21 protein-coding genes are annotated in these 25,562 nt (G+C 38.5%); 10 read left to right on the plus strand and 11 right to left on the minus strand.

Annotated features, from left to right (window positions below; translation table 11 throughout):
- Window positions 1-4: 4 nt before the first annotated feature.
- From EHR01_RS01605 to EHR01_RS01620, 4 genes are all read right to left on the minus strand, one after another.
- Window positions 5-559 (minus strand): hypothetical protein, encoded by a 555-nt coding sequence (locus EHR01_RS01605; protein WP_135692878.1) that lies wholly within the window; start codon window positions 557-559, stop codon window positions 5-7.
- The gene (locus tag EHR01_RS01610; RefSeq protein ID WP_135692879.1) at window positions 559-1,146 is read right to left on the minus strand and encodes a hypothetical protein; all 588 of its coding nucleotides are present in this window, start codon (window positions 1,144-1,146) and stop codon (window positions 559-561) included. Before EHR01_RS01610 ends, EHR01_RS01605 begins: the two co-directional genes overlap by 1 nt.
- Window positions 1,147-1,188: 42 nt before the next feature.
- Complete coding sequence (locus EHR01_RS01615; RefSeq protein ID WP_135692880.1) at window positions 1,189-1,497, minus strand: antibiotic biosynthesis monooxygenase; 309 nt, start codon at window positions 1,495-1,497, stop codon at window positions 1,189-1,191.
- A gap of 87 nt (window positions 1,498-1,584) precedes the next feature.
- Entirely contained in the window at window positions 1,585-2,391 is an 807-nt protein-coding gene (locus EHR01_RS01620) for a helix-turn-helix domain-containing protein (RefSeq protein WP_244309945.1), read from the minus strand.
- Between the two features lie 195 nt (window positions 2,392-2,586).
- Between EHR01_RS01620 and EHR01_RS01625 the strand changes: the two genes are divergently transcribed.
- The 3 genes from EHR01_RS01625 (at window position 2,587) to EHR01_RS01635 (ending at window position 5,947) form a co-directional block, all read left to right on the plus strand.
- The gene (locus EHR01_RS01625; protein ID WP_244309946.1) at window positions 2,587-3,852 is read left to right on the plus strand and encodes an NHL repeat-containing protein; all 1,266 of its coding nucleotides are present in this window, start codon (window positions 2,587-2,589) and stop codon (window positions 3,850-3,852) included.
- A 65-nt stretch (window positions 3,853-3,917) separates the two neighbouring features.
- Window positions 3,918-4,808 carry an LBF_1199 family protein gene (locus EHR01_RS01630; protein ID WP_135692882.1) on the plus strand — a complete coding sequence of 297 codons (891 nt, stop codon included), beginning with the start codon at window positions 3,918-3,920 and terminating at the stop codon, window positions 4,806-4,808.
- A gap of 155 nt (window positions 4,809-4,963) precedes the next feature.
- A complete protein-coding gene (locus EHR01_RS01635) occupies window positions 4,964-5,947 on the plus strand; it encodes an LBF_1199 family protein (RefSeq protein WP_135692883.1) in 984 nt (327 codons plus the stop codon).
- On the opposite strand, the gene EHR01_RS01640 is transcribed toward EHR01_RS01635, so the two are convergent.
- Genes EHR01_RS01640 through EHR01_RS01660 form a run of 5 tightly spaced genes read right to left on the minus strand, consistent with a single transcriptional unit; the run spans window position 5,914 to window position 13,570 of the window.
- Window positions 5,914-8,295 (minus strand): TonB-dependent receptor family protein, encoded by a 2,382-nt coding sequence (locus EHR01_RS01640; protein WP_135692884.1) that lies wholly within the window; start codon window positions 8,293-8,295, stop codon window positions 5,914-5,916. The two genes, EHR01_RS01635 and EHR01_RS01640, sit on opposite strands and share 34 nt — an antisense overlap.
- Window positions 8,292-9,617 (minus strand): HTTM domain-containing protein, encoded by a 1,326-nt coding sequence (locus EHR01_RS01645; RefSeq protein WP_135692885.1) that lies wholly within the window; start codon window positions 9,615-9,617, stop codon window positions 8,292-8,294. Before EHR01_RS01645 ends, EHR01_RS01640 begins: the two co-directional genes overlap by 4 nt.
- Window positions 9,604-10,740: an imelysin family protein gene (locus EHR01_RS01650; protein ID WP_135692886.1), complete on the minus strand. Its 1,137-nt coding sequence runs from the start codon at window positions 10,738-10,740 to the stop codon at window positions 9,604-9,606. Before EHR01_RS01650 ends, EHR01_RS01645 begins: the two co-directional genes overlap by 14 nt.
- A complete protein-coding gene (locus EHR01_RS01655) occupies window positions 10,737-12,263 on the minus strand; it encodes a di-heme oxidoreductase family protein (protein WP_135692887.1) in 1,527 nt (508 codons plus the stop codon). Before EHR01_RS01655 ends, EHR01_RS01650 begins: the two co-directional genes overlap by 4 nt.
- A gap of 14 nt (window positions 12,264-12,277) precedes the next feature.
- Complete coding sequence (locus EHR01_RS01660) at window positions 12,278-13,570, minus strand: imelysin family protein (protein ID WP_135692888.1); 1,293 nt, start codon at window positions 13,568-13,570, stop codon at window positions 12,278-12,280.
- A gap of 228 nt (window positions 13,571-13,798) precedes the next feature.
- On the opposite strand from EHR01_RS01660, the gene EHR01_RS01665 reads away from it, so the two are divergent.
- The 6 genes from EHR01_RS01665 to EHR01_RS01690 all read left to right on the plus strand — a co-directional run bounded on the left by EHR01_RS01665 (window position 13,799) and on the right by EHR01_RS01690 (window position 21,858).
- Entirely contained in the window at window positions 13,799-15,094 is a 1,296-nt protein-coding gene (locus EHR01_RS01665) for a hypothetical protein (RefSeq protein WP_135692889.1), read from the plus strand.
- 11 nt (window positions 15,095-15,105) lie between these two features.
- The gene (locus tag EHR01_RS01670; RefSeq protein WP_135692890.1) at window positions 15,106-15,783 is read left to right on the plus strand and encodes a hypothetical protein; all 678 of its coding nucleotides are present in this window, start codon (window positions 15,106-15,108) and stop codon (window positions 15,781-15,783) included.
- A gap of 176 nt (window positions 15,784-15,959) precedes the next feature.
- Complete coding sequence (locus tag EHR01_RS01675) at window positions 15,960-17,789, plus strand: RCC1 domain-containing protein (RefSeq protein WP_135692891.1); 1,830 nt, start codon at window positions 15,960-15,962, stop codon at window positions 17,787-17,789.
- 26 nt (window positions 17,790-17,815) lie between these two features.
- Window positions 17,816-19,330, plus strand: a complete 1,515-nt coding sequence (locus tag EHR01_RS01680) for a di-heme oxidoreductase family protein (RefSeq protein ID WP_135692892.1) — start codon at window positions 17,816-17,818, stop codon at window positions 19,328-19,330.
- 110 nt (window positions 19,331-19,440) lie between these two features.
- On the plus strand, window positions 19,441-21,003 hold the full coding sequence (locus EHR01_RS01685; RefSeq protein WP_135692893.1) for a HEAT repeat domain-containing protein: 1,563 nt from the start codon (window positions 19,441-19,443) through the stop codon (window positions 21,001-21,003).
- 48 nt (window positions 21,004-21,051) lie between these two features.
- The gene (locus EHR01_RS01690; RefSeq protein ID WP_135692894.1) at window positions 21,052-21,858 is read left to right on the plus strand and encodes a type II CAAX endopeptidase family protein; all 807 of its coding nucleotides are present in this window, start codon (window positions 21,052-21,054) and stop codon (window positions 21,856-21,858) included.
- Window positions 21,859-21,986: 128 nt separating this feature from the next.
- On the opposite strand, the gene EHR01_RS01695 is transcribed toward EHR01_RS01690, so the two are convergent.
- Complete coding sequence (locus EHR01_RS01695) at window positions 21,987-22,523, minus strand: hypothetical protein (RefSeq protein WP_135692895.1); 537 nt, start codon at window positions 22,521-22,523, stop codon at window positions 21,987-21,989.
- Window positions 22,520-23,755, minus strand: a complete 1,236-nt coding sequence (gene zigA, locus EHR01_RS01700; protein ID WP_135692896.1) for a zinc metallochaperone GTPase ZigA — start codon at window positions 23,753-23,755, stop codon at window positions 22,520-22,522. The genes EHR01_RS01695 and zigA overlap by 4 nt, the downstream gene beginning before the upstream one ends.
- Window positions 23,756-23,923: 168 nt before the next feature.
- Between zigA and EHR01_RS01705 the strand changes: the two genes are divergently transcribed.
- Entirely contained in the window at window positions 23,924-25,462 is a 1,539-nt protein-coding gene (locus EHR01_RS01705) for a methyl-accepting chemotaxis protein (RefSeq protein ID WP_135692897.1), read from the plus strand.
- Window positions 25,463-25,562 lie beyond the last annotated feature (100 nt).

Below are 25,562 nucleotides of genomic sequence, written 5' to 3' on the forward strand. Positions count from 1 at the left end.
CTTTTTATTCAAATCGAATCGTGATATCTGGATTTCCCGATATGAATTTAACATAGTATCCATTTTTTGATGGAGGTGGGTTTTTGTAGTTATTGAAATCTGAGTTCCATAGTTCAAACTTAATTTCAGTTTGTATGCTTGAAATGGGAGTTCGTTCATATGTATAAGATGTTGAAGTCAGGCAGGAATTACTAGTGATCCATATAACTTGTGTTTCTTGTGTTTTCTGAATGAAAAATGAGTAATTTGATGTTGGGCTTGGGGTATTTGCGTGGGGAGTCGTTCCTTCTGGTGAAAATTGAAACCAGGTTTCCTCACCTAACTTTAATTTAATTTGGTATTTTTCTCCTTTTTTCAATGTTAGTGCTGGGTGTTGACAAGAGTTCGAGTAATATTTACTTGCAAAATCAATCATAAACAATTGTACGAGAGGATCTGCCTTTACCTCGTCTGAACGTTCACCGCAAGTATATAAAGTCAATATGCAGAAGTAAATAGGTACAATTTTTTTTAATGTAAAAAACAAGAAACGAGTGGAAAATATAGATTCAATATTCATTAGTTTTGTTTCACAATAATGGTCGCTTGGTTTTCGGAATTTAGTTCTAGCCTATATCGATTATTACCTGCAAATTGCAACGAATAGCGATCAATTTTGTATTTTATCTCTGTTGCAGTTTCGGAAAAGGGTGATATAGCATCTCTTGACGGAGATGAAAAATTTCTGCAAGAAATCCAACTTCTTAACGTGACTGAAGTATTGGTGTCCTTGGTGACTGTAAAGTAGTAATCTTTTGATTCTTCAGGGGGAGCGACATTTCCTTCAGGTGAAAACTTGAACCAAGTTGAATTTCCTTTCTGTAGAGTAATGGGATATTCAATGTTCTTTTTAATTTCAAATTCAGCGGGTGGGCAATGATCAACAAAAATAGGTAAAATAAAAATACTAAATTGAATCAAAAATTGTTCTTCGTAGTTGTCAGGTTTTTCACTAAGATTGTTGCAACGAGTAGAGCAAATTAGTATTAGAAAAATTTGCAATAATTGCTTAATGAATGTATGAGGTAAACGTCTTGCTGATTTTTGATTATTGCAAAACAACATTGTTGTATTGTATGTATTCGATTCCAAATTTTTGTCATTCATAAAACAGTTGTTTAATGAAAAAATATGGAATCATTTTGTTGTTTATTCCATCATCTCGTAGATACCTCGTTCAATTTGGATCGAGTTGGTTTTTAAAAAATCTGGCATCACAAATCCTTGTTTTTTGTATTCTAAAAAGACCATTTCTTTTGCTTTCTCTAAACATTGTTTGTCTTTCCAAATGGCGATGGTCACAAATTGGATCATCCCATTTTCCTCTCGGATAAACGCTTGGTCTTCACAAAATCCTTCTAATGATTTGATAAAATCACGATTGATTTTGGCTCTTTCTAAAAATGTTCCTTTGGATTCAACAGGCAATTGGAATCGATCAATTAGAATTTGGTTCATGGTTTCCTCAGATTTGGATTGTATCCTTTTTTTATATTACAAGGAATTGGATCTCAAAACTTGTAAAAAATCAGAAAAGGGGTTGGATTACCAAATTTGCGGTTTTTTGAAAAAAAGTTTAGGCGATTCTCCTGTGAAAAGTTTGAACTCTTTATTGAAATGGGACTGGTCAAAATAACCGGCTTTTTGAGCAAGATTTGTCAAATTGGTTTCGTTTGTGTATGACCTGATCAGAGTGTGAATTCGAAGAAGGTTCGCATATTGTTTTGGAGTGGTCCCAATACTTTCTTTAAATTTTTTTTCGAGTGAGTCGAGACTAATTGGTAATCCTTGTTTGATATCGTTCATTTTAATTTGTCCTTTTGACAAATTAATTTTCTGAAGAGTTGTATTGATACTTGGATCAATCGTTCTATTCTTTTTGTTTCGAATTAAAAAATCTTCAACTAACAGTATACATTCTTCATTTGATTTTGCAAAAAATAATTGTTCTTCCAAATTTTCTATCAAACGATTGGAAATGAAATTATTTAAAGCGATTGTTTTTCCATAAAATTCAGAAATTGGTTCTCCGAAAAAACCTGCTGCACCGATTCCCGTAAGAATGACTAACAAAGCTGATGAATTTTTTGGATAGATGATCTTTCTTGCCGTTTTTCTGAGGCCTGCAATCCCTGTGCGAGGCAAATCATAAACAGTATTTGATTCGAATGAACGAAGATTCCCTCGTAGTTGAAAGGATAAAACTAAGTTTGGGTTAGGTAAAATTCGATTTTCAATCCCATCTTTTGATTCGATGATGAGATATTTTTGCACAAAGGGAAGTAACATAGCAGTCGGAAAATAGGTAAATATCTTCATTCTTGGCAACGGGAGTGCAAACGATCCTTTCAAAGCTTAGAATCTTTCTCCCCTGATGACAAGAAGATTTTACGTGGTTCTACGCAAGAGAATCCAGTGCAAGTGAACATATGTTTCCATTAGAAACTTAAATCTATAAAATGATTCTGCATAAGTCCTTGGAAATTTCTTTCGTTTGACAATTTATCAGTGTCTTCCTATTTTTATCTCCAACAGAGACCGACCAAATTGAAACCATCTCTAACAACAGTTTTATTTTACTTTGGATGTATCGCGGGCTTCTTATTTTATTCCTGCAAATTTCCAAATTTAGAGAATGGTTGTGATCCAAAATCGGAATCCTTTCGAGATTTTTACTTAGCAAGGATCCTTGTTGACGACGATCGAGAGTTCTGTGGATCTCGGGCACCGAATCGATCCATTTGTGAAATGGATCCACTGGCCATCATCCAACCCAGGCGATGGAAATATGTTTCAGAAGAGATGCGAAAACAAATCTCTCTTGGATCAACAGGAGTCACCTTCAGTAGTTTTACTCCTCCTTATGCAGGTACTGCGAAGTGGTTAGGTGGGGTTCTTGGCGATAACCAAAAAATATATTCAGCACCATACAATCAATCCGATGTTCTCGTGATCAATCCTTTGACAAATGAAACCGCTACTTTGGCAACGGGGGCAAGTGGCACTGCTCAATGGGAAGGAGGTGTTTATGCAACTAATGGAAAAATTTATTTTATACCGAGGGATGCTGATTCCATTCTTGTGGTTGATCCATTCAACAGCCGAACTTATTTTTTACCTTCACCAGAATTGGGGCTTGGGAAATGGAGAGGGGGAGTGCTTGCACCCAATGGAATGATTTATGGAATTCCTATGAGCTCCAATAAAATTCTTGTGATTAACCCACAAACGGATGCTATTCGAACAATTCCTTCTCCACTTTCTCTTACGAATATGTGGGAAGGTGCTATCTTGGCCCCCAATGGTAAAATTTATGCATTTCCAGTTGATATCGATTATATTTTTGTATTGGATCCTTTTTCTGAAAAAAGTTATGTGATCCCAAGTCCAAAAGCCGGTCTTGGAAAGTGGAGGCATGGAGTCCTTGCACCTAACGGAAAAATATTTGGTATCCCTTCCAACGACACGGAATTTTTGATTATCGATCCCAATTCTGATGCTTTGAATTTATGGGTATCCCCTGTCGTTGCTTCGGCAAAATGGAGGGGTGGTGTTTTAGCTGCCGATGGAAGGATCTATACAATTCCTGCTGATATCACCGATTTCATTGCTTTTGATCCAGATACCTTTGTTTCCACAACCTTTAATTCAGGTATTGCCGGTGGAAACAAATGGGGCGATGCAGTCTTGTCACCTAACGGAAAAATATATACAATACCACATACAGAAAATCAAATATTCGTCATTGATCCGGGCACTAATGGTAAGATCTGTGGCAATTTGTTACGAAGTAGTTACTGGAATGTGTATTAATATACTGAAACTTGAATCTTTCTAAATTTCAATTGACACTTAGTTTTTAAAATCTATAAATTGGTATGCGATGGAAGGCATCTGAATTTTGGAAAAATGCATCACCAAAAGAACTATTAGATTTCTTTCAATCTGTAGAGCAGGGAACCGACTTAAAATCTTTGGCTGACCATATGATGGCAGAAGAAGGGTTTTGCGATTTAGTTTTCGAATATCTCTGGCTTCTTCGTTCTGAAGAAGGTTCAAGACGCTTTTTAAATGACGACAACCTAACACCAGAACTTCTAATGAGGTTTATTTATTTCGGCTATGGAAAACAATTTTTAACCGGAAATTTTGATTCCAATGCTTATTTTTTGCAAATTAGATCTTTGTTTGATTCTGCGCAAAGTTTACGAATTTTATCTCTCGCAGAGGAAATGGACAGAGATCCTACTCTGAAAATTCATTTATTGTCTAATTTAGATCCACAAACATGGGAAGCCTATTTTGATATATTAGAAGAAAATAATATGACAATGCAGGCATTACTTGGTATTTTTTCGAATCTTCGGGAAAATGAAATCAGAAAAATACTTTTGAACAGCCATACACTCTATTATTACCTAAGAATGATGATGGTTTCTGGTAAAAGAAAATTAGCAGAACAATCTCCCAAAGAAAAAGAAAACAGAATTCGATTGGAGTCGATTTTGGATTCAATTCATGTTTGGGAAACCTTTTGCCAACAATTGGGTGAACAGTTTGATTTTCAATCAGAAGGAAAACTTGCACCAAATAAAAGAAATCCCGATCGTTTATCTCTCGTTTTGCGAGAGCTAAAAAAACTCCCTTCGCCAGACCGCGCGGATGTTTTGGCCTACTTGAGTGGAAATGGGGCTGTTCTTGATGATTGGGAAGAAACAACCATCCTTTCTGCTCTCGCAAACTACGATCGGGTGGGGAAATACTTTTAGCCTTAGAATTTAAAACCATTCCAGTTTATCGGTTTTTAAGTCGATTTTTGCATTTTTTAAAAAATTTCTTTTTTTTCTTCTAATTCAAAGTTTCTTTTTTAAAAAGTCTTCTTTTTCTTTCGTCACTTGGTATGTGAGGGTTTAAGGGTGGTTTAATGGAAGTTTTGGTTTACGATTTTTGGAAAAAGAGCTCACCCCAACACGCTAAGGAATCGTTTGAATTCCTATTAACGACGCCAAATCTACATGAATATTTAGAAATCCTTTTTGAAGTAGATGAACTAGTAGAATATTTTTGCAGTTATTGTTGGATACTTCGTGAAGAAGACGTTTTAAAAGATTTAATCAATCATTCTGACATGCCGGTCAACTTGATTTGTAAAGCCGTATACTATGGATTTGGAAAATACATTAAAAAAGGAAATATCACTCCCGATTATTATTTTTCTATTTGGGCAAAAATTATTAGTTCAGAGAAAAGTTTGGAATTGTTGCTGAATGAACCGATGGTTGAAAAGGACGTAACATTTCAATTAAACTTACTCAGTAATCTAAATGCTAAACAATGGGAAGAGTATTTTGAATCTTCAATTGCAGAGTCTGGAGACCAAAATACAGATTCTTTTCTTCGTATCTTTGAAAAAATTGATTCGATTCATTGTAAACGTCTTTTGTATCGTAACCCAAATTTATATCAATACTTACGTATGTTAGTGGTTTTTGATAAAAAAGAATCGGTTCCTGGATTTTTATTTCAATTGGAAAGTAATCTTAAAACAATCCATAGATGGGAAGAGTATGCCAATGCGAAGTTACGAGAATTCTCTCCGAAAGAAGAAAGGGAAAAAACTCCAAGTCGAAGAAATGTCAATCGATTGACGGACATACTCAGAGACGGGTTATTTATCGCAGACGTTTCGGATCGACTTGATTTTATTGAATATCTAATGATTCGAGAGGTGATAGTTGATGAACAAGAAATGGAAATTATCTGCCAATTTGTTGGATTGTCTGATTCAAATGGAAAAATCGAAACTAATTTTTCCTCTATCCTTTCTTGTCCTGTCAATTATCCACAAGCAAACGTAATGGATGTTGCGGAAGTTTATAACTCCAAAGTGAATCCAACATTGATTTGACGGAAAGGTCCTGGTTGAATTCCTGTTGGCAAACGCCCTGATACATATTGTTTGTCCTGGATGTTTTTTGCATTGATAAACACCGACCATTTATCTGGGGATCGATATCCTAAACTAGTATTCCATAATTCTACCTTGGGTATGACTCCTTTATTACCATCTTCTGATTCATCTTTAGTGTTAAGTAAATCGGAGTATTGTTTCCCAATGTATTGGTATTCCAATCGACCATAATAACCTTGGGGAGAGGACACACTTACGGCAGTAGTAATTGTTTCTTTTGGTACATAAGGCAAATAATTTCCCGTTGTGTCTGTTGGAATGTACTGGTAGTTGTTTGTGGTATAAGCAGGCAAAATTTCAATTGTCTCTTTTCCATCACTTGTTTGCGAAACTGGGAATGGATTGAAACTTCTCGACTTTGCTTCAATACGAGAATAAATAAACTCGATAGGGACTCTCCATTCTGACTTTTGCATTTTTGCTGGGTCCCAGACAATGACGGATTCCCCTCCAGTATGAGTTGAGTAACCAGTGTTTGCTGGTCTTATCCCATTTTCACCGCCAACTTCATTTACGTTGATGATTTGGTCGCGAAAATACATTTTATATCCAACAAGTTCTGTGTATAGATAGGAAGTGATATCCCCTCTAATCCCGGTTTCATAATTTGTAGATGTTTCTGGTTTTAGGCGATAATCGTTCCCTTGGGGGCTAAAAGAGGTTCCAAATGTAGGTGGTGAAAAGCCTTTGTGGGCACCTGAAAACCAAATTAACTTTTTTGTAATATCATAGGTAATCCCAAGCCCAGGAATGATGATATGAGTTCTTGATTCGCTGGAACTTCGGCGATTCACGGAGACATCATTTGGCAAAACGGCCCCGAGTCGGTAATCTTCTTGGGTTGCTTGTCTTCTTGTGGTAATGGCTTTTTGTCTCACTTCTTCATAACGTACGCCTGGAATGAGTTTCCAGTTTTCAGAGATTTGGATTCTGTCTTGAAAGTAAGTGGAAAAAGCTTCTATCTTTCTTTCTTGTCGATTGAGATTGAAGTTTGGTAAGGAAGTTTGTGCCAAATTTGTTATGATAGATTCTTCTTGGATGATTGCTTTAGAAAGATAACCTAATGGATCATCAGTTTTTTTTACATTGGTTTGGGTTAAATTATTTTCACCATGGACTCTAACACCAAGGTCTGTTTCATGTTTGATTCCGAACGTAGAAAACTTAGATTCTAGTTTTGTTTCCACCCCTCCAACAATAAAAGCTTGATCGCGGCTAATATACGATTCACGCATATAAATTGTATCACCAGGTCGATTCCCGATGATTCCAGGAGAATAAGTGCGAAGTGTATCTAGAGGGGCATTCAGATAACCACCTGTAGCTGATTTTCCAGATGAAAAATCTTGTCTAGCCCAGTTTCGTTCTGCTTGTGAAAAGTATCCTCGTATAATGAGTGTATGATCATCAGAAAGTTTCCAATTGTGGGAAATGATGGATTGGCTTCGGTTTAATTGTTTTTCATCATATTCGGCAGGATTGATTTTAGGATCCATCCGGAAGAGTCCTTGCGACAGTCCTAAATAAGTTGATTGTGCATTTTGGACATGATACCCTAACTTAATAGTTGTACTATGGTTTTCGTTCCAATCTTGAATCCACTTTACGTTTCCTTCCGTCACATCAAAATTTTGGTAATTACGAAATCCATTCCCTTGTTTTCTGAGTAAAGATACTTCGAAAGCACTGGATCCAAAACTTTTTCCATAAGAATTGTAAGTGGAAAGGTATCCGTTTTCTCCACCCACATTTCTGGTATAAAAGGTTGATTCGACTGGCGGACGTTTGGTGACAAAGTTTACGATCCCGCCGATTGTGTTTGGTCCAAATAAAATGGAACCTGAACCTTTGATGATTTCAATTCGTTCCATTCTTTCGATGGATGGAGAGTAATAACTTTCTGGTTGCCCATAAGGTGAAAGTGATGTGAGGATTCCATCTTCCAAAATTAAAGTTTTTCTAGACTCTTCATTGCTCACACCTCGAAAACCAATGTTTGGTGTGAGTCCAGCCGCATCTTGGAAACGAACACTGGCACCGGGGGATCTTCGTAAAGCCTCCATGGGATCAGTGGGTGATGCTTCTTCTAAATACTTTTTATCAATGATGTAGGCGGAACCTGGAATTTTTTTTAAGTCTTCTTTTTTGTTACCAATGACATGAATCCCCTCATTTTTTTGAGGTTTTGATTCTTGTTCTTCCGTATTGTTTTGGGAAAAAATAGCAAAGTTCCAAGTTAAGATCAGATATAAAAGTAAAATTGTGCGTAAGTGAAAGAAATTCATCGAAGGAGTCCTTTTAAAGGGAAAAAATTTACATTGATTTTAGTTAAATCTTCGTTAGGTGGGAAAAGTGGCCTAGCAGGCTTCCCATTGATTGATACATCCGATTGAACATACACTGGCACATCTTTGGCACCGGTGAGTTCCATCTCTTTTTTTTGTAAGTGTTTGGCATACTGCAAGATATGTTCTGGTTGGATGGCCATCATTCTGTATTGGTATTCCGTTAGTTCTTCTTTGGGATAGATTGGTTTGTCCTGAACAAAAAAGACAGCTCGGCCAACTTTGTCTGCCACCATCACTTGCCATGAAAATTTGATTGCTTCCTCTGTCCAAATGACTTGTCCAGGGTAAAGAATATGTCTAAAAGGAATTGTGACCTGCAATGTTAGATAGGTGATTAGCAGATATTCTTTAAAACCAAATTGTAATTCTGTTTCTTTGGATATTATGGAAGATTTCGAATTATCGGTTCCTAAATTCAGTTTCAGAAATTTTGTTAAGAAAGTTTTTGGCCAATTTGGTTCAAAAAATATCAGAGACGAAAGACTCATCACAATCGGAAAGATTCCAATGGGAAAAAGAAAAGATGTGAAGGAGTGGAAAAATAATACAACAAGCCATGCATAAAAACGAAATCTTTTTGTGCACAAAAGAAAGGGGATTGATAAATCAAATATAACTCCAATCCAAGAAAATAAAAATGCAGTGACCGGAAGTCCAAGGATGGGGTCAAGGATAGGTAATTTCCCTTCAGATTGGTACAACCATAACTTTAAAGGCAGAGCTTCAAACAACCAATCTGGTTGGAGTTTGGCAACTCCTCCAAAAAAATAAACAAGTCCCATTTGAATTCGAAAAGCATATAACCATAATTTAGGTATGGGATCTACATTCTGGATCCATTTCTTCCATTGAAGGATAGGCAAATTGGATTTGGAAACAGGAGATAACCAAAGTAAAAAGCCAAGTAAGGAAATTAGGTAATAATGGTTTAAATAGATTGTTGCATCTGAAAAATGAAACCAAGTAAAACCAATCGTAAAAACGAACAGATTGAATCTTAAAAAATACCCAAGGAAAATCCCAAGGGCAGAAATAAGTAAAATTGCAAACAATAGATAAGTAAATACAGGAGGTAGTGGGTGGATCCATTCCCAACCAAAGTGTTTAAAGTAAAATGTTGGTTTAATAAAATAAGAATGAATCCATCCAAAATAAAAATATCGAATGATTAAGATGGTCGTTGCAAAACCATACCCAATGCGAAAAAAATGGAGAGATAATGAAGGAACAGGTTTGGATAAATATTTAGTCACCGTCATTTGAGCTAACTCCAATGGTTCCACCAAGTGCACTGATGAGTTCCGTACTAATGATTACTCTTAGTCTCTTAAAATCACCTAGCATCAGTTCAACGTCTTGGTTTCCTGTAGTAATTGCATTTTGTAAGGTTCCATATTTTGTTTTTACAGAGTTTACAGAAGAGGTAGTGACTTTAATTTGTTCTTGTAGTCTCGGAACTACAGTGTCACTTCTTAGGGCTAAAAATTTATACAAGCCCGCATCCCCAATATCAGAAAAACCTTGGAGGTTTTGTAATAAAGAATCTAAAGATAAATTTGCGTATGGTGTTTCTACTTTCGTAATATCTTTGACTCCTAAATTGGTTACCCTTAATCCTGATGGTTCCGCAATTTTGATATCAACTATGGTATTGCAAAAAAATACCATTTGGTTTGTTAGTTCGGTTAGTCCATCTTTTGTATTTGGGTACTCTCTGCTTCCTTTCCCTGCATTGGTAAAAGAGTAATAAAAAGATGAACTTCTTGATTTGTCCCAATGGAAAATAAGTAACCCTGTTTGTGTTTTAATGTCTTGGATCAGTTTGGTTAAGTAGATTTTTCTGTTGGCATCACCAAATGCTGCATTGGTGGTTGTCGCATTGTCTTTAAAAAGAAGATATTCCACTGCATCCAATCCATCCACTCGTAGACCATTCGGAGCTAAGTTGGATGTGATTTTTGATTCTATGGATGTTGGATCAATCGGGAAAGCTTTTGAAAAACTATCCAAATACAGATACACATTATAGGGGATGTATGCTGGTCCAAAATAGGCCCATTCAATTTGCCGGTAGGCTAAATCCGCATCAATCCAAGCATTTTTAACTAGGTTTAAGTTTGTGGTATCTGTTGTGGCAACATATGCGGTCGCAGCAGTTTGTAAGGCCAATACTTTGTTATCTAAGTTTGTATACTTTGGGATAATTAAGTTATTAGAAATATCCAGAAGCAAACTAGAAGTAGTATAGGTTCTTAGGTAACTGTCAACTAAACCTAAAATTTGTGCTTTTTCGGAAGCACCATCTGATTGGATTCCACAATTAAATAAAAATATGTAGAACCCATAAATAAAAAACTTTGGAAAACTTTTAATTCGCTTCATAATGATTTGAGAAAACTAATGATTTTGGTTCTAGATTCTTTTGGTAAAGCTTTGTAATTATTTTTACTTTGTTCCGCTTCGCCGCCATGCCAAAGAATTGCTTCCTGAATTCCTCTTGCTCTACCATCATGTAACAAAAGTTCGTGGCCATTGACTCTTTCGATAAGGCCAAGCCCCCAAAGAGGAGTTGTCCTCCATTCATTACCTGTTGCTAAAAAATCGGATCTAGAATCACTGAGGCCATCTCCCATGTCATGCAAAAGTAAATCGGTGTATGGTCGTATTTCTTGGTTTGCAATTTCTGGGATAGAATGGTCTCCTGTTTTGATTCTTGGAATATGACAAGAAGAACATCCAATTTGTATAAATAATTCTTTTCCCTTTCTAACATCTTCCGTTTTCCAACCGCGACGGCCTGGAACACTGACTAAACTTGTATAGAAAGTCACACGCGCCAAACGATCACTGGAAATTTCTGGATTCGTTCCATTTCCAGTCGGACTGGCAGAACAAAGTGTTTGTCCTGTGGCACAATTTTCCGAAGGAAACACTGGAGTTGTGAGGCCAATATCACCGAGGAAAGCACTTGCATTTTGGTGGTTTAAGTTAGGTTGGTTCGCTTTCCATCCAAATCGCCCTAGGAATGATTTGGCTTGGGTTGTGTCCCAAACAAGATTGGGTCTTCCTGAAATTCCATCTCCGTTGGAATCGGAAACATCAGCAAACGAACGTATGGTGGCTTCGGGAATGGCTTCTAAAAGTCCAAGTCCGGGAACCATTGGTGCAGTCCTTGGAGAAATAAAATAAGACCCTGATGGGTTACTCGTTGGGTGATAGGGTTGGCCAGGATTTGCGACATTGATTTGTGTCGCTCCACCTCCCACGTTCCAAGTGATCGTATAACTTGGCTTACGAAGTGAATACGTTTCTCCATCGGGAAAACTTCCAGGTTCTTCCGTATACGTAATGGTGACAGTCCCTTCTTTTGGAATTTGTGTTCCCGATCCAAACTCCAAAATTCCTTCTGTATTCAATTGGGTTCCAAAATTGGTCATCGCAACGGGTCCACCTGTCGTAGGATTGGTACCGGCAATACTCAATCGAATCAGCATCGATGATAAACTAGTTCCATCAGCTGGTGGTCTTCCTCTTCCATCTTTGACATGACAACCTTGACAAGAACGATTGTTAAATACAGGTCCAAGTCCTGCAACAGAAGAGTTTCCGGAAGGAAGCCAAGTGCGATTGAAGTTGGCGTTTCCATCTTGGAAGTCGATGGATCTTTTGGAATCTGTGACATTGGCTGCTTCTAAATCAAAAGCTGACTCAGTAGAATCAAATGTTGTGGTGTCTCCACCACTGAACTGTTCGCAAGGATCGTTTAAAAGATCTCCAGTAGAACATTGAGGAGAAGATATAAGTGCGGCAAGTATAAGAGCGTTGGTTTCATCATCATTTGATTTTTTTTTACAAGAAAAAATCAGGATGATACTTGTCAGTAGGATAAGGTGTTTTGATTTCATTTTTATATTTTTGTTTATTCGAGGACTAATCCATCATCTCCAATGGAGACTCCGTAGCTTGCAGCTGCTCTTTGCATTGCTTTTGCAATTTCCTGGACTGCTGGTTGGATTTGATAGCGAAAGATGTTGTAGTCTGCATTTTCAGTTGCTGAACCAGATACATTGACTGTAGCAATCATACGATCAAAACGACTGGAAATGATGGAACTATTGCAAGCTTGGTTAAGGGAAACATCTTCAGTGAATTCATTCAAACAAAATAGTTCAGCTGTACCAATTCGTTCGTTAATATAGCTTGTTTCTTTTCCAAGTAGATTTTTTAGTCCATATCCTGTGATGGTCTTTGATCCAGTATAGGTTCCGTTAAAAAGATTATCGAGACCCTTCGCATCGTAGTAAAAGTCGGCTTTTGTATTGTCTGAAAAACATGAGTGTTCTTCTTCCTGCTCTCCGCCGAATACACCCGTCATTCTTTCTCCACCCCATTCTCCACCAGCAAATTTTGCAATGCCTCGTAGAACATTTTCAAAAGAATTTGCGCCTGATTTGAATTTTGTGACATAGGCGTTCGAGACGCTAGGATCCCAGGCATTTTTCAACTGGAGAAGTTGCGCTTCCATAATTTCCGTGGCAAACAAAAGATAGGCTGATCGTTTTGCCGCTGCATTTCCTGCTCCATTGGCAGTTGTGAAGTTGGTTTGGGTGATGGTATTTCCTGGAGTGAAGTTATTTGCTGCATCCGCACCCCATAACAGATATTCAATGGCATGCCAACCTACAGAAATATTTTTTGCTGTATCTCCATCAGGACAGTTCCCACCAGAACAATCTCCTTCATTTGCGTCGATTAATCCTTGTTTAGTGATAGTTCCGGCTAAAACTACAGTATCGATATAACCTTCATCCAAAGGCCAAGCATTCATGAGTGGCTCTAGTTCCAGCCCTCCGGTAAGACTAGGGTTATCAATTGGACCTTGGCTAAAACGGAAGATCTCCGTTTGTAAGTAACTCCGTCTTGCCTTTCTCCAAAGTGTTTTTAGTTCATTGAGTTCACTAAGAGTAGGGGAGGCTTTTGCTGTGAAAGTTGTCACTTTTTGCCTTAGTGCCACTACATCTGTATATGCATCACTGTAGTTTTGAAATGCGATTTGCGAGTAGGTTTCTAGGAAGGCTGATTGGCTCGGTGAACTGCCTGCAAGTGCTAGAGCAGCCAGAATGCCGGCTTCCGAATTTTCGGATTCAGGAGTACAATAATTTAGCACAAGGCCAAGTGAAAGTACGAATGTAAGATTTCGCATCGACGTCATTAAGGGTATATCTCCTTGCGAATGAGATTAGTTCTCATTGTCATTTAAACAACGTTCGTAAAGCCAGTGTCGAGAGCAAACGGTTTTATTTTTATCTTGGGTTGATATTTATCAGAGTAATAACTTCTGATCAGTTGATGAACTTTGTTCAAAAAATCTCAATGGTTCGGAAATAAATTATTTGACACTTGTTCAAAAAGCCTTAATTATGTGGCAATTGTTTAAAATATGTTAAAAATGTTCCGATTGGGAGGAAATATGAACACAAATAGAATTCTAGGATTGGCATTGTCCTTGGTTTTCGCAGGATCTCTCTCTGCGCAGACACAAAGCCAAATGTTCCAACGTGTAGGAGTCGTAGGGGATTCCCTGAGCCAAGGTTTCTTCGGTGTCACCGTAGAGAAAAAAACACAAGATTGGGCTTATCCAGTCCTTGTGAGCAAACAAGCAGGTGCTTCCGTTTCTTACAATGTTTTGAAAGGACCCTTCGTTAACTTAGAAGATGTTCTGAAGTGGGACTGCGGTATTTTCTGTATTGCAGAAAGTATCATTGGGGGAAATGGCTCCACAGTTTCTTTGCCAACACATGCAGGGATTACAGGAGCAGAATACACTAGTCTCTTAAAAACTTCCGGTAAATGTGAAGACATCACTGCGACCAAACAAGAAAAAGAATGGTACTGGGCAAAGTGGTATTGGTATACATACCGTTGGGTGACAGTAGCAGATTGTCAAGAACCAGACAAGTTTCACAGGTTTGGTCTTCGTGATGCAGGAACACAAGCCCAAGTAATGGAAAAAGTAAAACCTACTTTCCTATTTGGATCTGCTGGCGCTAACCATGTTCTTTGTACTGCACTTCATACATCCACTGATTGTTTGGATGAAACTAGATTCAAAAGAGATATCCGTGAATTTTTCCGCAGAATGTCTGCTATGGGAAGTTTACAAGGTGGGGTTCTCTTTACTGTTCCAAACGTAACTGCTATTGCATTTTTGGAAAACTACAAAGATCCAAATGGACGTGCTAACTATACAGGACTCAAAGCATTCTTTAGAAACTCTGTATCTGATCCAAACCAAGTATTGGATGCAAATGAGATCTCAACAATTTCTACCTTCCTCAATATGTTGAACAATGAAATCAAAGCACAAGCTGCAACAATGCGATTTGCTGTTGCTGATTTGCGTGTGATTTTTGACGATTTAAAAGAAAACGGAAGACCGATTCGTAGTGAATCTGGTTGGTCTCCAGGAAATGCAAGAGCAAATTGGCCACTTCCTAACCAACCTGGTGTTTTCGGTTTAGATGGTGTTCACCCAAATATGTATGGACATTCACTATTTGCTAACGAGTTGATCAAAGCAATTAACACTCGTTACGGATACTCAATCCCACAAGTAAGTGAATACACTGCATGGTATTATGACTCACTCAACAGAAACCCAGTGGACTTGAAAAAATTCCTGACAGAAAATATCTTTGGTCAGGCAATTTCTTGGGTAATTTCAATCTTTACATAAGAGGTTAAACGATGAGTAAACGGTTTATAGGTATCATTTCGGTTTGTGGATTTCTTTTGGTAGTGTTTGCTTTTGTAGTTTGGAAATTTTCAGCTCATAAAACAAACAAACAAGTAGAGGTCACCGATTCCGATTTCGGAAATTCGGAAAGTCACGCCAAGTCGTTGTTTGACGATCCGGAGTTTGCCGACGCTCCCAATCCAGAAGAATTGGAATTGGCACAGGCTGAGGTACTTTGGCCGTTTGCTTTGGAGAAAAAACCAAATCGTAAAGAAGAGATCAAAGAAGAATGGAGGGATTTTGCGGCCAAATATCCAAAAAATTTCTACATTCCTCGTGAAATCAGATCACGAATGACTGAGTCGGAAGAGAAGGAACATTTGGAAATGTTAGATTCATTCACAGCAATGGATGCGAGTATTTCAGCTTCCATTTCCAAAGAAAAATGGTCCGAGAAACCATCAACAGAAGAACCGGGTGCTACGGAAAGACCTTCCGCCAAAACTCAAAAAGCTTATTTCGATTTTAAGATCAACGAATTGGAATCCAGAATCCAAATGGTTGAGTATTGGATGGAAAACAAACATCCTTCTGGTGATGTGAAAGTTTCTGCTGAGAATGATTTAAAACTTTGGAAGAAAGAACTCACAAATCTGAAAGAGGTGAGAAGCCAAGTTCCGAACTCATAAATCTCTCTCCTATCCAAAATGAATTCTAAAAAGAGGACAGACCGTCCTCTTTTTTTTTATCCTCACCCTTCGAAGTGAAATTTCTCTCTGTGCTTGACAGGAACGACGTTCAAAAAATAGATGAATTTGAGACTCGGTATCAGTACTTGGTCAACCCTCCCAGGAGAACAGATTCTATGAACAAAAACAGAAATTTCCTCAGATCCATCTTGTTTGTTTGTCTCAGCTTAACTTTGGTAACTCAGTGCAAATCGAAAGAGGCTGACCAAAGTGCTCTTGCTTTACTTGGTTTTAGCCTAAACCTTGCCACAATTTCAGGGACTCTTACCGATGGGGCCGGGATTCCCATTCCCAATGCAAGTTTGGAGATTGCCTCTTCGACAAATCTTCGTGGTTCTTCTTCACGTTCTCTTGCGAGTACTTCGGATACGGGAGGTTGGCAACTATCATTAGGCTCCGGTACCTATGAGATTTTAGTAAAGGATTCTAGTGGGAAACTACTGGGATCGTTTAAGATTTCTTCTAGCGAAAACTTAGAACCTTCCATTGAAGATGTCTCTCACTTGACAGAGAAAATTTTTCTAGTAGCTCTTGCCAACGAACGCCAAGTCGGATCGAAATTTGAAATCCTTTCTCCGAAAGATGGAAGTATTGTCAAAACTTATGATCTAACTTTGAATTTAAAAACTTCTGATTCTCTTGTTTGCCAAGTTTTACAAAATAAAACAGAAAAGAATAGTTTCAATGTTGGTAAAGGGGAGGTCACTTCTTCTCTTTCCATCAAACCAGTACTTGGTGCAAACAAAATTCAAATCCATTGTACAAACGAAAATGGAGTATCTGCTAAAAAAACAATTCTAACATATTTTGGAAATAGAATTGCGGCTGGAGGGTCTCACTCTGGTTATGTGGTGAATGGAAACCTATACACCTGGGGTAGAAATAATTTTGGACAATTAGGAACCGGAACCTCTACTGGTGATCTTACCAATCCGACTATCACGAAACTTTCGACTATTTCTAGTGTCGCTTCCATCGGATTCAATCAAAACAATTCTCTCGCTATCACGGAAGACGGATCTGTTTGGACTTGGGGAGCCAATAGCAGTGGCCAATTGGGTATGGGAAATACTGGAGACTTACAGGCAGCAGCGGCAGATGCAGGACCAAGAAATCCTCCAAGAAAAGTTCCTGGAATTACCAATGCAGTAATGGGTGTTTATGGTTACGACCATGCAGTAGTCTTAAAGTCAGATGGAACGGTTGTTAGTTTTGGATTGAACTCTGTTGGTCAATTAGGTAATGGAGCCGGCGGAACTGGAACATATTCTGCAAATCCAGTTACTGTGATAGGACTTCCTAACGATGTGATCCAAATCATCGCAGGTGCAGAACATTCTGCAGCCTTAACAAAGTCAGGTGACGTATATGTTTGGGGTAGAGACCAGTATGGGAATTTAGGAGATGGAGTGGTCGGCACATCAACAGAAGTAAACTCAACTCCTAAAAAAGTCTCTTCCTTATCGGGGATTGTTCATATTGCTAATGGTAGAGACCATATCCTCGCACTGAAAACTGATGGGACTGTTTATTCTTGGGGACTTGCTGCGAGTGGTCAATTAGGTATTGGTGGGACTGGATCTCCTGCACCAGTTCCAACCCCAACACTTGTGACAGGGCTTTACAATGTGGTTTCTGTATGGGCAAACGGAACTCAAAGTTTTGCCATCCTAGGTGACGGAACGGTAAAAGGTTGGGGAGCCAATTCCAGTGGAAATTTAGGAACAGGTCTTACCACTCCGGCAAAGTTGTATACCCCGGGAGACATTGTTGTTGGTGTTAGGGACATCCAATACTTTGGATGTGGAGCACTTCATAATTTTGCAATTTTAAAGTCAGGATCTTTGTATGGTTGGGGTTGGAACTTTAAAGGTTCCATCGGTCGTGCAGACCTCCAAGAAACTTGGGCAGCCACAACACCAATTTTTCTTACCATTCCCGACTAATTGATGTTTGATTCCTTTTGTTACAAATGAATAAATTTTTAATTCTCTCCTTTCTATCATTCTCTTTTTATTTTGGGTGTGCATTTGTAGAAACGAATACATGTCCTACGGGAGTAGGTTTATCTGACTTTGTTAGTCCTTCATCTGTTATGGGATGTGAGAAAGAAAAAAAGTTATGTGAAGATGGTTCTTGTTTGGCCTTACTTGGGTTGGTCCAAACCAATCGAAACTCCTGGGATTATGAAGAAGGAGAGGAATTTTCGGGTGGAAAGGCAATGACAAGTTTTGTGACGGATGCACGTGCCTTTCTTCAGTTCGGAAAAAATTCACCACTAAGTACAATCTCCGAATTTACTGTGGGCCAAGCCGTATTTGAAGTTCCATGGACTGCTGGTTTTTCTGCAAGCCTGCCTGATCGGGATGGGCTTGGACCTTTTTTTCATACCAATTCTTGTTTGGGATGCCATGTTGGAAACGGAAGAGCAGTGGAAGATGATGGAGATCCTTTGGTTTTCACCTTGGTAAGATTAGGTGTCGGCGCAAAAGGAAATGATCCTGAGCCAGTTTATGGAACGCAGTTCCAACCCAATGCTGTTGCCGGTGTGACTCCCGAAGGAACTGCCCATTTTGAATATGATACCATTCATGGGACATACCAGGACGGAAGTTCTTATTCTCTTCGAAAACCAAATTTGGTATTTAGTGGACTTGGTTATGGTCCATTTCATCCAAATCACAAAACATCTGTTCGGTTGACACAACAAGTCATTGGTCTTGGCCTTTTGGAGTCGGTTCCAGAGGAAAATATCCTTAGCCGTTCTGATCCACTGGATTTAGATGGAGATGGAATTTCCGGAAGACCCAATTGGATTTGGGATCTTTCTGGAAGTGGAAAGTCTCTTGGAAGGTTTGGATGGAAAGCAAATGCTCCTAGCCTCAAACGCCAAAATTCAGCTGCCTTTTCTGGTGATATTGGAATCACAAGTCCCATGTTAGGTTCTGAAAATTGTTCTTCTACACAGACCTCATGTGCCAGCGCAATAGGCGGAGGTAACCCAGAGGTTTCCGAAGATAAAATCATCGCCATTACTAAATATATGCAATTAGTTGCTGTACCTGTCCGTCGTAACCCAAATACAGCGACAATTTTAAATGGTAAAAAACATTTTTTCCTCGCAGGATGTAACAAATGTCATACGGAAAAGTTGGTAACGGGAAATCAAACTCCGTTTGCCCAACTTTCCAACCAAACGATTCGTCCCTATACAGACCTTCTTTTGCATGATATGGGTGAGGCTTTAAGCGATGGAAAATCAGATGGTGAAGCAACTGAAACGGAGTGGAGAACAGCTCCACTTTGGGGGATCGGGCTTTTTGGAACGGTAAACGGAAGGGCACGTTATTTACATGACGGGAGAGCAAAAACTTTGGATGAAGCGATCCTTTGGCATGGTGGGGAAGCAGAAAAAAGCAAAAATTATTTTTTAGCTCTGAATGTATCGGAACGTGCTAGTATGATTCGATTTTTGTTATCATTATAAAACGAACCCAAGGATTAAAGAGAAAAAGAAAAGTGTGAACCTTAAAATTTACACTTTTCTGTTGAATTAACACTTGAAGGTTAGGTTTTCCATTTCTAAATTTGTCTGGCATGCAAAAGACTTGGATTTTTCTTTCTTTTTTTTTCACCCTGACCCTCTTTTTGAATTGTGATCCGGTTCCTACAAAAGAGGATACAAATCCTGTCATGGAATCAGTGTCAGAAGAACAACCAACAGAATCACTTTTGGAAGCTCTTAATTCTTCTGATCCTTTTACAAGGTCCCAAGCAACAATCCAATTGGGGAGTCGGGAAGTCCGTTCTGCCATTCCAAAATTAAAAAAACTTTTATCAGATAAAGAACCAGGTGTTCGTGCAGGGGCAGCCATTGCACTTGGTGATTTAAAAGACAAGTCATCTTCTACGGTCATTGCCAACCTGATGTGGTCCGATTCTGAAAATCCGAAAGATGTATATTTGGATGCCCTCACTCGTATGAAAGATCCCTCTGTGGGAAATCGAATTTATCCTTTGTTAGATGATAATAATCCTACCCTTCGTTTGCAAGTTGTCGATGCACTTGTTCAAATAGGAGCAAGTTCTGTAGGATCTCAAATTTTGAGTTTGGCTTTTAAAAATAAAGATCGGGAAAAAGACAAAACCTATGCGATGGCGCTAGGAAAACTAAAAATTTCGGCCGCGGAATCTTATTTATTAAGTCTGACAAAAATCCAAGATGAAACTCCCACCCTTGCCGCTGCCTATTTGGCACTTGGTAGAATCAAAGCAAAAAATGCCAATGAAGTGCTTGTAAATGCACTGAACCTTCCTTATAGCAAGGGAAAAGAAAATGCTTCCATGGCTCTCATTGAAATTGGAAATCCTTCTGTGGTTTCAAAAGTGTTTCAATCCCTTAGTTCTGAAAATGCGGAAACGAAACTATATGCAACGGATGTACTTTGTTCGATCCCTTCGAAAGAAGCAGCCAAGTTAGCCTTTGGTCTGTTAAATGGAAAGGATACTAAAAATTGGGGGAGCGCTGCAAAGATTGTTGGCAGACAAAGATACCAAGAAGGACGAATTCGTATCGAAGAATTACTCGAAAAATCATCTACGCCGGAGCGGGATAGTTTTGCAGAAGCCCTTGGTTGGATTGGAGACAAAGCCTCTGTGCCAGTGCTTCGAAAAGTTTTGTTATCGGGCGCTCCTGAAGGACCTTATGGTTCTGCATGGGCACTTGGAATCCTTGGGGCCAAGGAAGCAGTGCCAGATCTCATCAAAGCTCTTGATCTAGGAGATGCCAAACTAATGGTATATGCCTTGGAAGCACTTGGTTCTATCGCCGATCCAACAAGCCTTCCCAAACTCAAAAGTCTGTTAGCCGATAGACCGAAAATGGCTCCGCAAATTCTTTCAACAGTGGCACTCATTCCCACAGAAGAAGCTCGGCTTGTGATAGAAGAAGCAACGAAATCAAAAAATGCCGAAGTATATAGGCCAGCAATGGAAGAGATTGCCAAACGAAAAGATAAAAAATCCATTCCTCTTTTGTTAACTTATGCCAACGGAGATGATTCGGAAAAAAGAAAACTCAGTTATTATGCCCTCACGGCAGTGACGGGAGAAAAATTTCGTACAGCAAAAGAATGGAATGAATGGGCCAAAAGGAATTAATAATTTCGAGATAATTTGTTTATCATTTAGGATTATAGGAAAGATCATTTGAAATCGTTAACTTTGTATTTTTTTTTGGCATACCTTATCTCTTGGACCATTTGGCTTCCTTTGTATTTGCCTAAGTTTGGGATTCATTTTTTACCAGTGTTGCCCTTTCATCATGCATGGGGGGCACTTGGTCCTTTGACTGCTGCGCTGATTGTAAGCAAACTAGAAGAGGGGAATGTTGGTATCAAAAATTTACTTTCCCGAATGTTTCAATGGAAGGTAAATTGGTTTTGGTATTTCATTGCGATTTTTATTCCTTTTGTCCTTCTTGTTTTCGCTACCATTATCAATTATTTCAATAACTCGAAACTTAGTTTTGATGGATTGGGAGTGAGTTCTGAATTTCCAGAGTTTGGATTTGTTTCTTTCTTTTTATACAGTGTTATCATTTACGGATTTGGAGAAGAAACTGGATGGAGAGGGTATGCCTTACCTAAGTTACAAAAAAAATGGAACGCATTGTCTTCAACGGTAATCCTTACGTTTTTATGGGCCTTATGGCATGCTCCACTTTTTTTATATCGTCCCGGTTTTATGGCAATGGATGTGTTTGGAATTTTCGGATGGTTTATGTCTTTGTTTACAGGCGCCATTCTTTTGACCTGGATTTATAATTCCTCAAGAGGCAGTATCCTGATGGCTGCTCTTTTTCACGGAACCATCGATATCGTATTTACTTCCGACTCCATTGAACCAAATATAATGAACATCACTGGGTTTTTACTCGTTGTATTTGCAGTGTTTGTCCTTGGATTGACGGGATGGAAACATCTATCCAAGGTGGAGAGGCAGATAAAGGAATGAATTTTACTATCGTTTAGATGGAAAGACAATCGTCAATTTCCATCGATTCTTACAAATTTTTAGTATATCAAATAATACCTCTTTATTGTTTGATATGCTGAAATTTTCTAATGTTTCGTAAATTGTGTTCATGTTTTGTTGAAATGCTTTGAACTTTGTAGTTTGTTTAAAAATCTTTTAATATTCGGGGTTCCGTATTGTTGTTTTGGAATTAAACTGGAGATAATGATTCCATCTTTTATAACAAAGAGACCATGAGCTAATCGATTCGAACTGACAACACCAACACCTAACATTGTTTTTAAAATTTTTATCTCATTTTGGTCACAGTCTTTTAGGCTATAACCATGAGCCTTTAATTGGGGATGAAGTTTTTTAATTTCAAACCAAGAGTCCTTACCATCGGAAGCAAGATGGATGATTTTCGCTGAAATTTTCCTTTTTTTGATTTCTACTTCCAAATCTAAAACTTGAGTCGAACAAGCAAAGGATCTTACGTTTGGTAAGGTTGAGATAAAAAAAATACCTCTACTCCGTCTTAGGTTTGGAAATTTTGAATCTGTATTTAAAACAGGTGTTAATTGAAAATTTTCCTTCCATTTAGATCCATTTTTGGGTCTTTTGCCGGTAAGTTCCACCGGCACGTCTCCTAAATAAACTTTCATATTTTTGTTGCTTCTTCTTCGGAATTTTCCGATTCTTCAATCATCGCATCCCAATTTGGAAAAGGATCTTCGAACTTTGCCCAAACTTCGGGTCCTTCCTTGTATTCTTTGTCACTTAGCAGGCATTTGTCGAGAGAGGCACGTAGTTTCTTTTCATCCATATCCCGTCCTATGAGGACAATCTCTTGGCGCCGGTCTCCCCAAGGTTCCAACCAATGTGCTTGTAGATTTTTGAATACTTCTGGATCATCTGGAATTTCTTCATCAGGAATACTGGCCCACCAATACCCTTCTGGTTTGTAGGAAGATAAGTTTCCCGCTTGTGAATACAACACCACCCAATCCATTTTACTGGCAAGCCAAACAAATCCTTTGGCGCGGACCACTCCCGGTTTTTCCGAATGCAACCATTTGTAAAATCGTTCTGGATGGAAGGGGCGCCTATTTCCATACACAAAACTTTTGATTCCATATTCTTCTGTTTCGGGAACATGTTCCCCTCGAAGTTCTTTTAACCATAAGGGAGACTGGCTTGCTTTTTCAAAATCAAACCGCCCCGTGTTTAATACTTTGGATAAAGGCACTTTACTGTAATCAGTGGGTATAATTTCGGCATCTGCATTCAGCGAACGTAAGATGGTAAGGAGCCGATTCTTTTTTTCATCCGATAACAAACTGATTTTATTGACAATGATGGTGTCACTAAACTCTACTTGGTCTACAAGTAAATCGACAATGTCCCGGTCATCTTCTTCTCCTGCACCTAATTCTCGTTCTCTTAAAGAATCTAGGCTTTGAAAGTCCTTTAAAAAATTGACCGCATCAACAACTGTAATCATCGAATCTAGAGTGACCAAATTAGACAAACTAACTCCTGTTTCATCTTCAAAGGTAAAGGTTTCTGCAATGGGAAGAGGTTCTGAAATTCCGGTGGATTCAATTAGGATGGAATCAAATTTTCCCTCTTTGGCAAGTTTAGTGATCTCGATCAGTAAATCTTCCCGAAGGGTACAACAAATACAACCATTGGACATCTCCACTAACTTCTCATTGGTGCGACTGAGACTCCCACCGGAGGCCACAAGCCTCGCGTCAATATTCACTTCGCTCATATCATTAACGATGACTGCCACTCGAAGTCCTTCTCGGTTGGATAGGATGTGGTTGAGTAGTGTGGTTTTGCCGGCTCCTAAAAAACCGGAGAGGACGGTCACAGGGATTTTTTCTTTCATGGATGAATCTCCTTAATGCAATATAGTTGCATTTGTTTCGAGAAGGAAATTCTGTCAAGGATTAATGCAATTTTGTTGCATCTGCCTACGGTTTGAGTTTTTCTCAGTATTTCTCCGTATTCTAGGGAAATCCTTGCTTTTTATGAATTAAGTTCAAATTCTTTAGAAATGCAATTGGATCCGTATTACCTAAAAGCTACCAAAACGATTAATTCCATCCGTTCTACTCTACTTGTTATTTTTATCTTAGGTATCCTTGGGAGTCTTGGTTCTCTCCACAGAGACCAACTCATCATGATGCTCGCCACTACCTTCTTTTATGGGTTAGTGGCCTTCACTCAGTTTCTACTTTTAAAAAAACAAAAGGACCCACATGCATTTTGGTTTGTTCTCATTGATATCCTTCTCATTGGTTCCAATACTCTCGGACAAAGTATCATTGATTTGGACATTGCCTCTTCTGCTTTGAAAGATGGAGTGAACTACATCATATCTTTTTTTATTTTATTATATTCGGGATTTCTTTTTTCTTCGAGGCAAACTTATGTGATTGGGGGTCTTTTGACTCTTGTACAAATTGGTTCTCTCGTGTTAGCGGGGATCGCCGGAATGGAATTTGTCGATCGAAACGATACACATAAATTTGCTTATTCCATTTCTTTACCTGTAGAAATTGTAAAAGTTTTTTTTCTGATGATGGCAACAGTAACCATTGCAAAAATGGTAGGACTTCTTATTTCGATTCGGGATGAAGCCATCCTTGGAAAAAATACTTCGGAAACACATTCCAAAGTTATGGAAAAACAAAAAGAAGCAATGGTAGAAACAGGAGAAAGTCTAAACGAGTCCGTTTCTTCACTGAAAATTTTTGCCAATGATTTGAATGGACTGGTGCAAAACCAAGCCGCTTCCATTGAAGAAATCTCTGCTTCATTAACAGAAATTGCACAATCCACAGAAAACTCTTTTTCCTTTGTTAAAGACCAATACTATCGAATCGAAACATTAAATGAAGAAAGCCAAACCTTAGAAGGTATTGTCAAATCAGTGCGAGTGGAGATTGATTCTATTTCAGGCCAAATTAATGAATCATCTAAGTTTAGTAATTTAGTGACTCATTCTATGGAAAACTTAAACTCAATTTTAAATGAAGTGAGTTCTAGTTTCCAAAAAGTAGAAGATGTCAATCAAATCATGAAAGAAATTGCAGACCAAACCAATTTACTGGCGCTCAATGCATCCATCGAAGCCGCAAGGGCAGGGGAACATGGACGTGGGTTTGCCGTTGTGGCCCAAGAGGTTGCCAAACTTGCTGAAAATTCGGCCTCTAACGCAAGTATCATTTCCAAAACCATTCTTAAGTCCAAATCAGATTTACTCAAAGGAAATTCCTCAGCAAAAGAAGCCAATGAAATGGCTTTGAATCAAAAAAATGAAATGAACCAAATCCAAAATAAGGTAATCAGCTTTAATGAAAAGTTTGTCGACTTGCAAAGGTTAAATGCTCGTGTTTTGGATTCTCAAAAAGAACTCAAAGAATTGTCTTCCCAATTAGAAACCATCGCCAAAGAACAATCTCTTGGAAATCAGGAAGTGATGCGGGCAGCACAAAGTATCGAAGATGCCATCCAAGTGGTGGCCGAAAATACCAGAGTGCTTTCCGAACATATCGAAGACATCCAAAGTTTGGCCAACCGGATCAAGTGATCCTTGTCTAACACCATTAACTTAACGGCTGTCCGTTTCGTTCAGGTTGTGAGAGGGGAAAACTATTTGTAATTCTTTTCCCCTCTTTGATCTTTGAGTG

The organism is Leptospira mtsangambouensis (genome assembly GCF_004770475.1).
GTDB lineage: Bacteria > Spirochaetota > Leptospiria > Leptospirales > Leptospiraceae > Leptospira_A > Leptospira_A mtsangambouensis.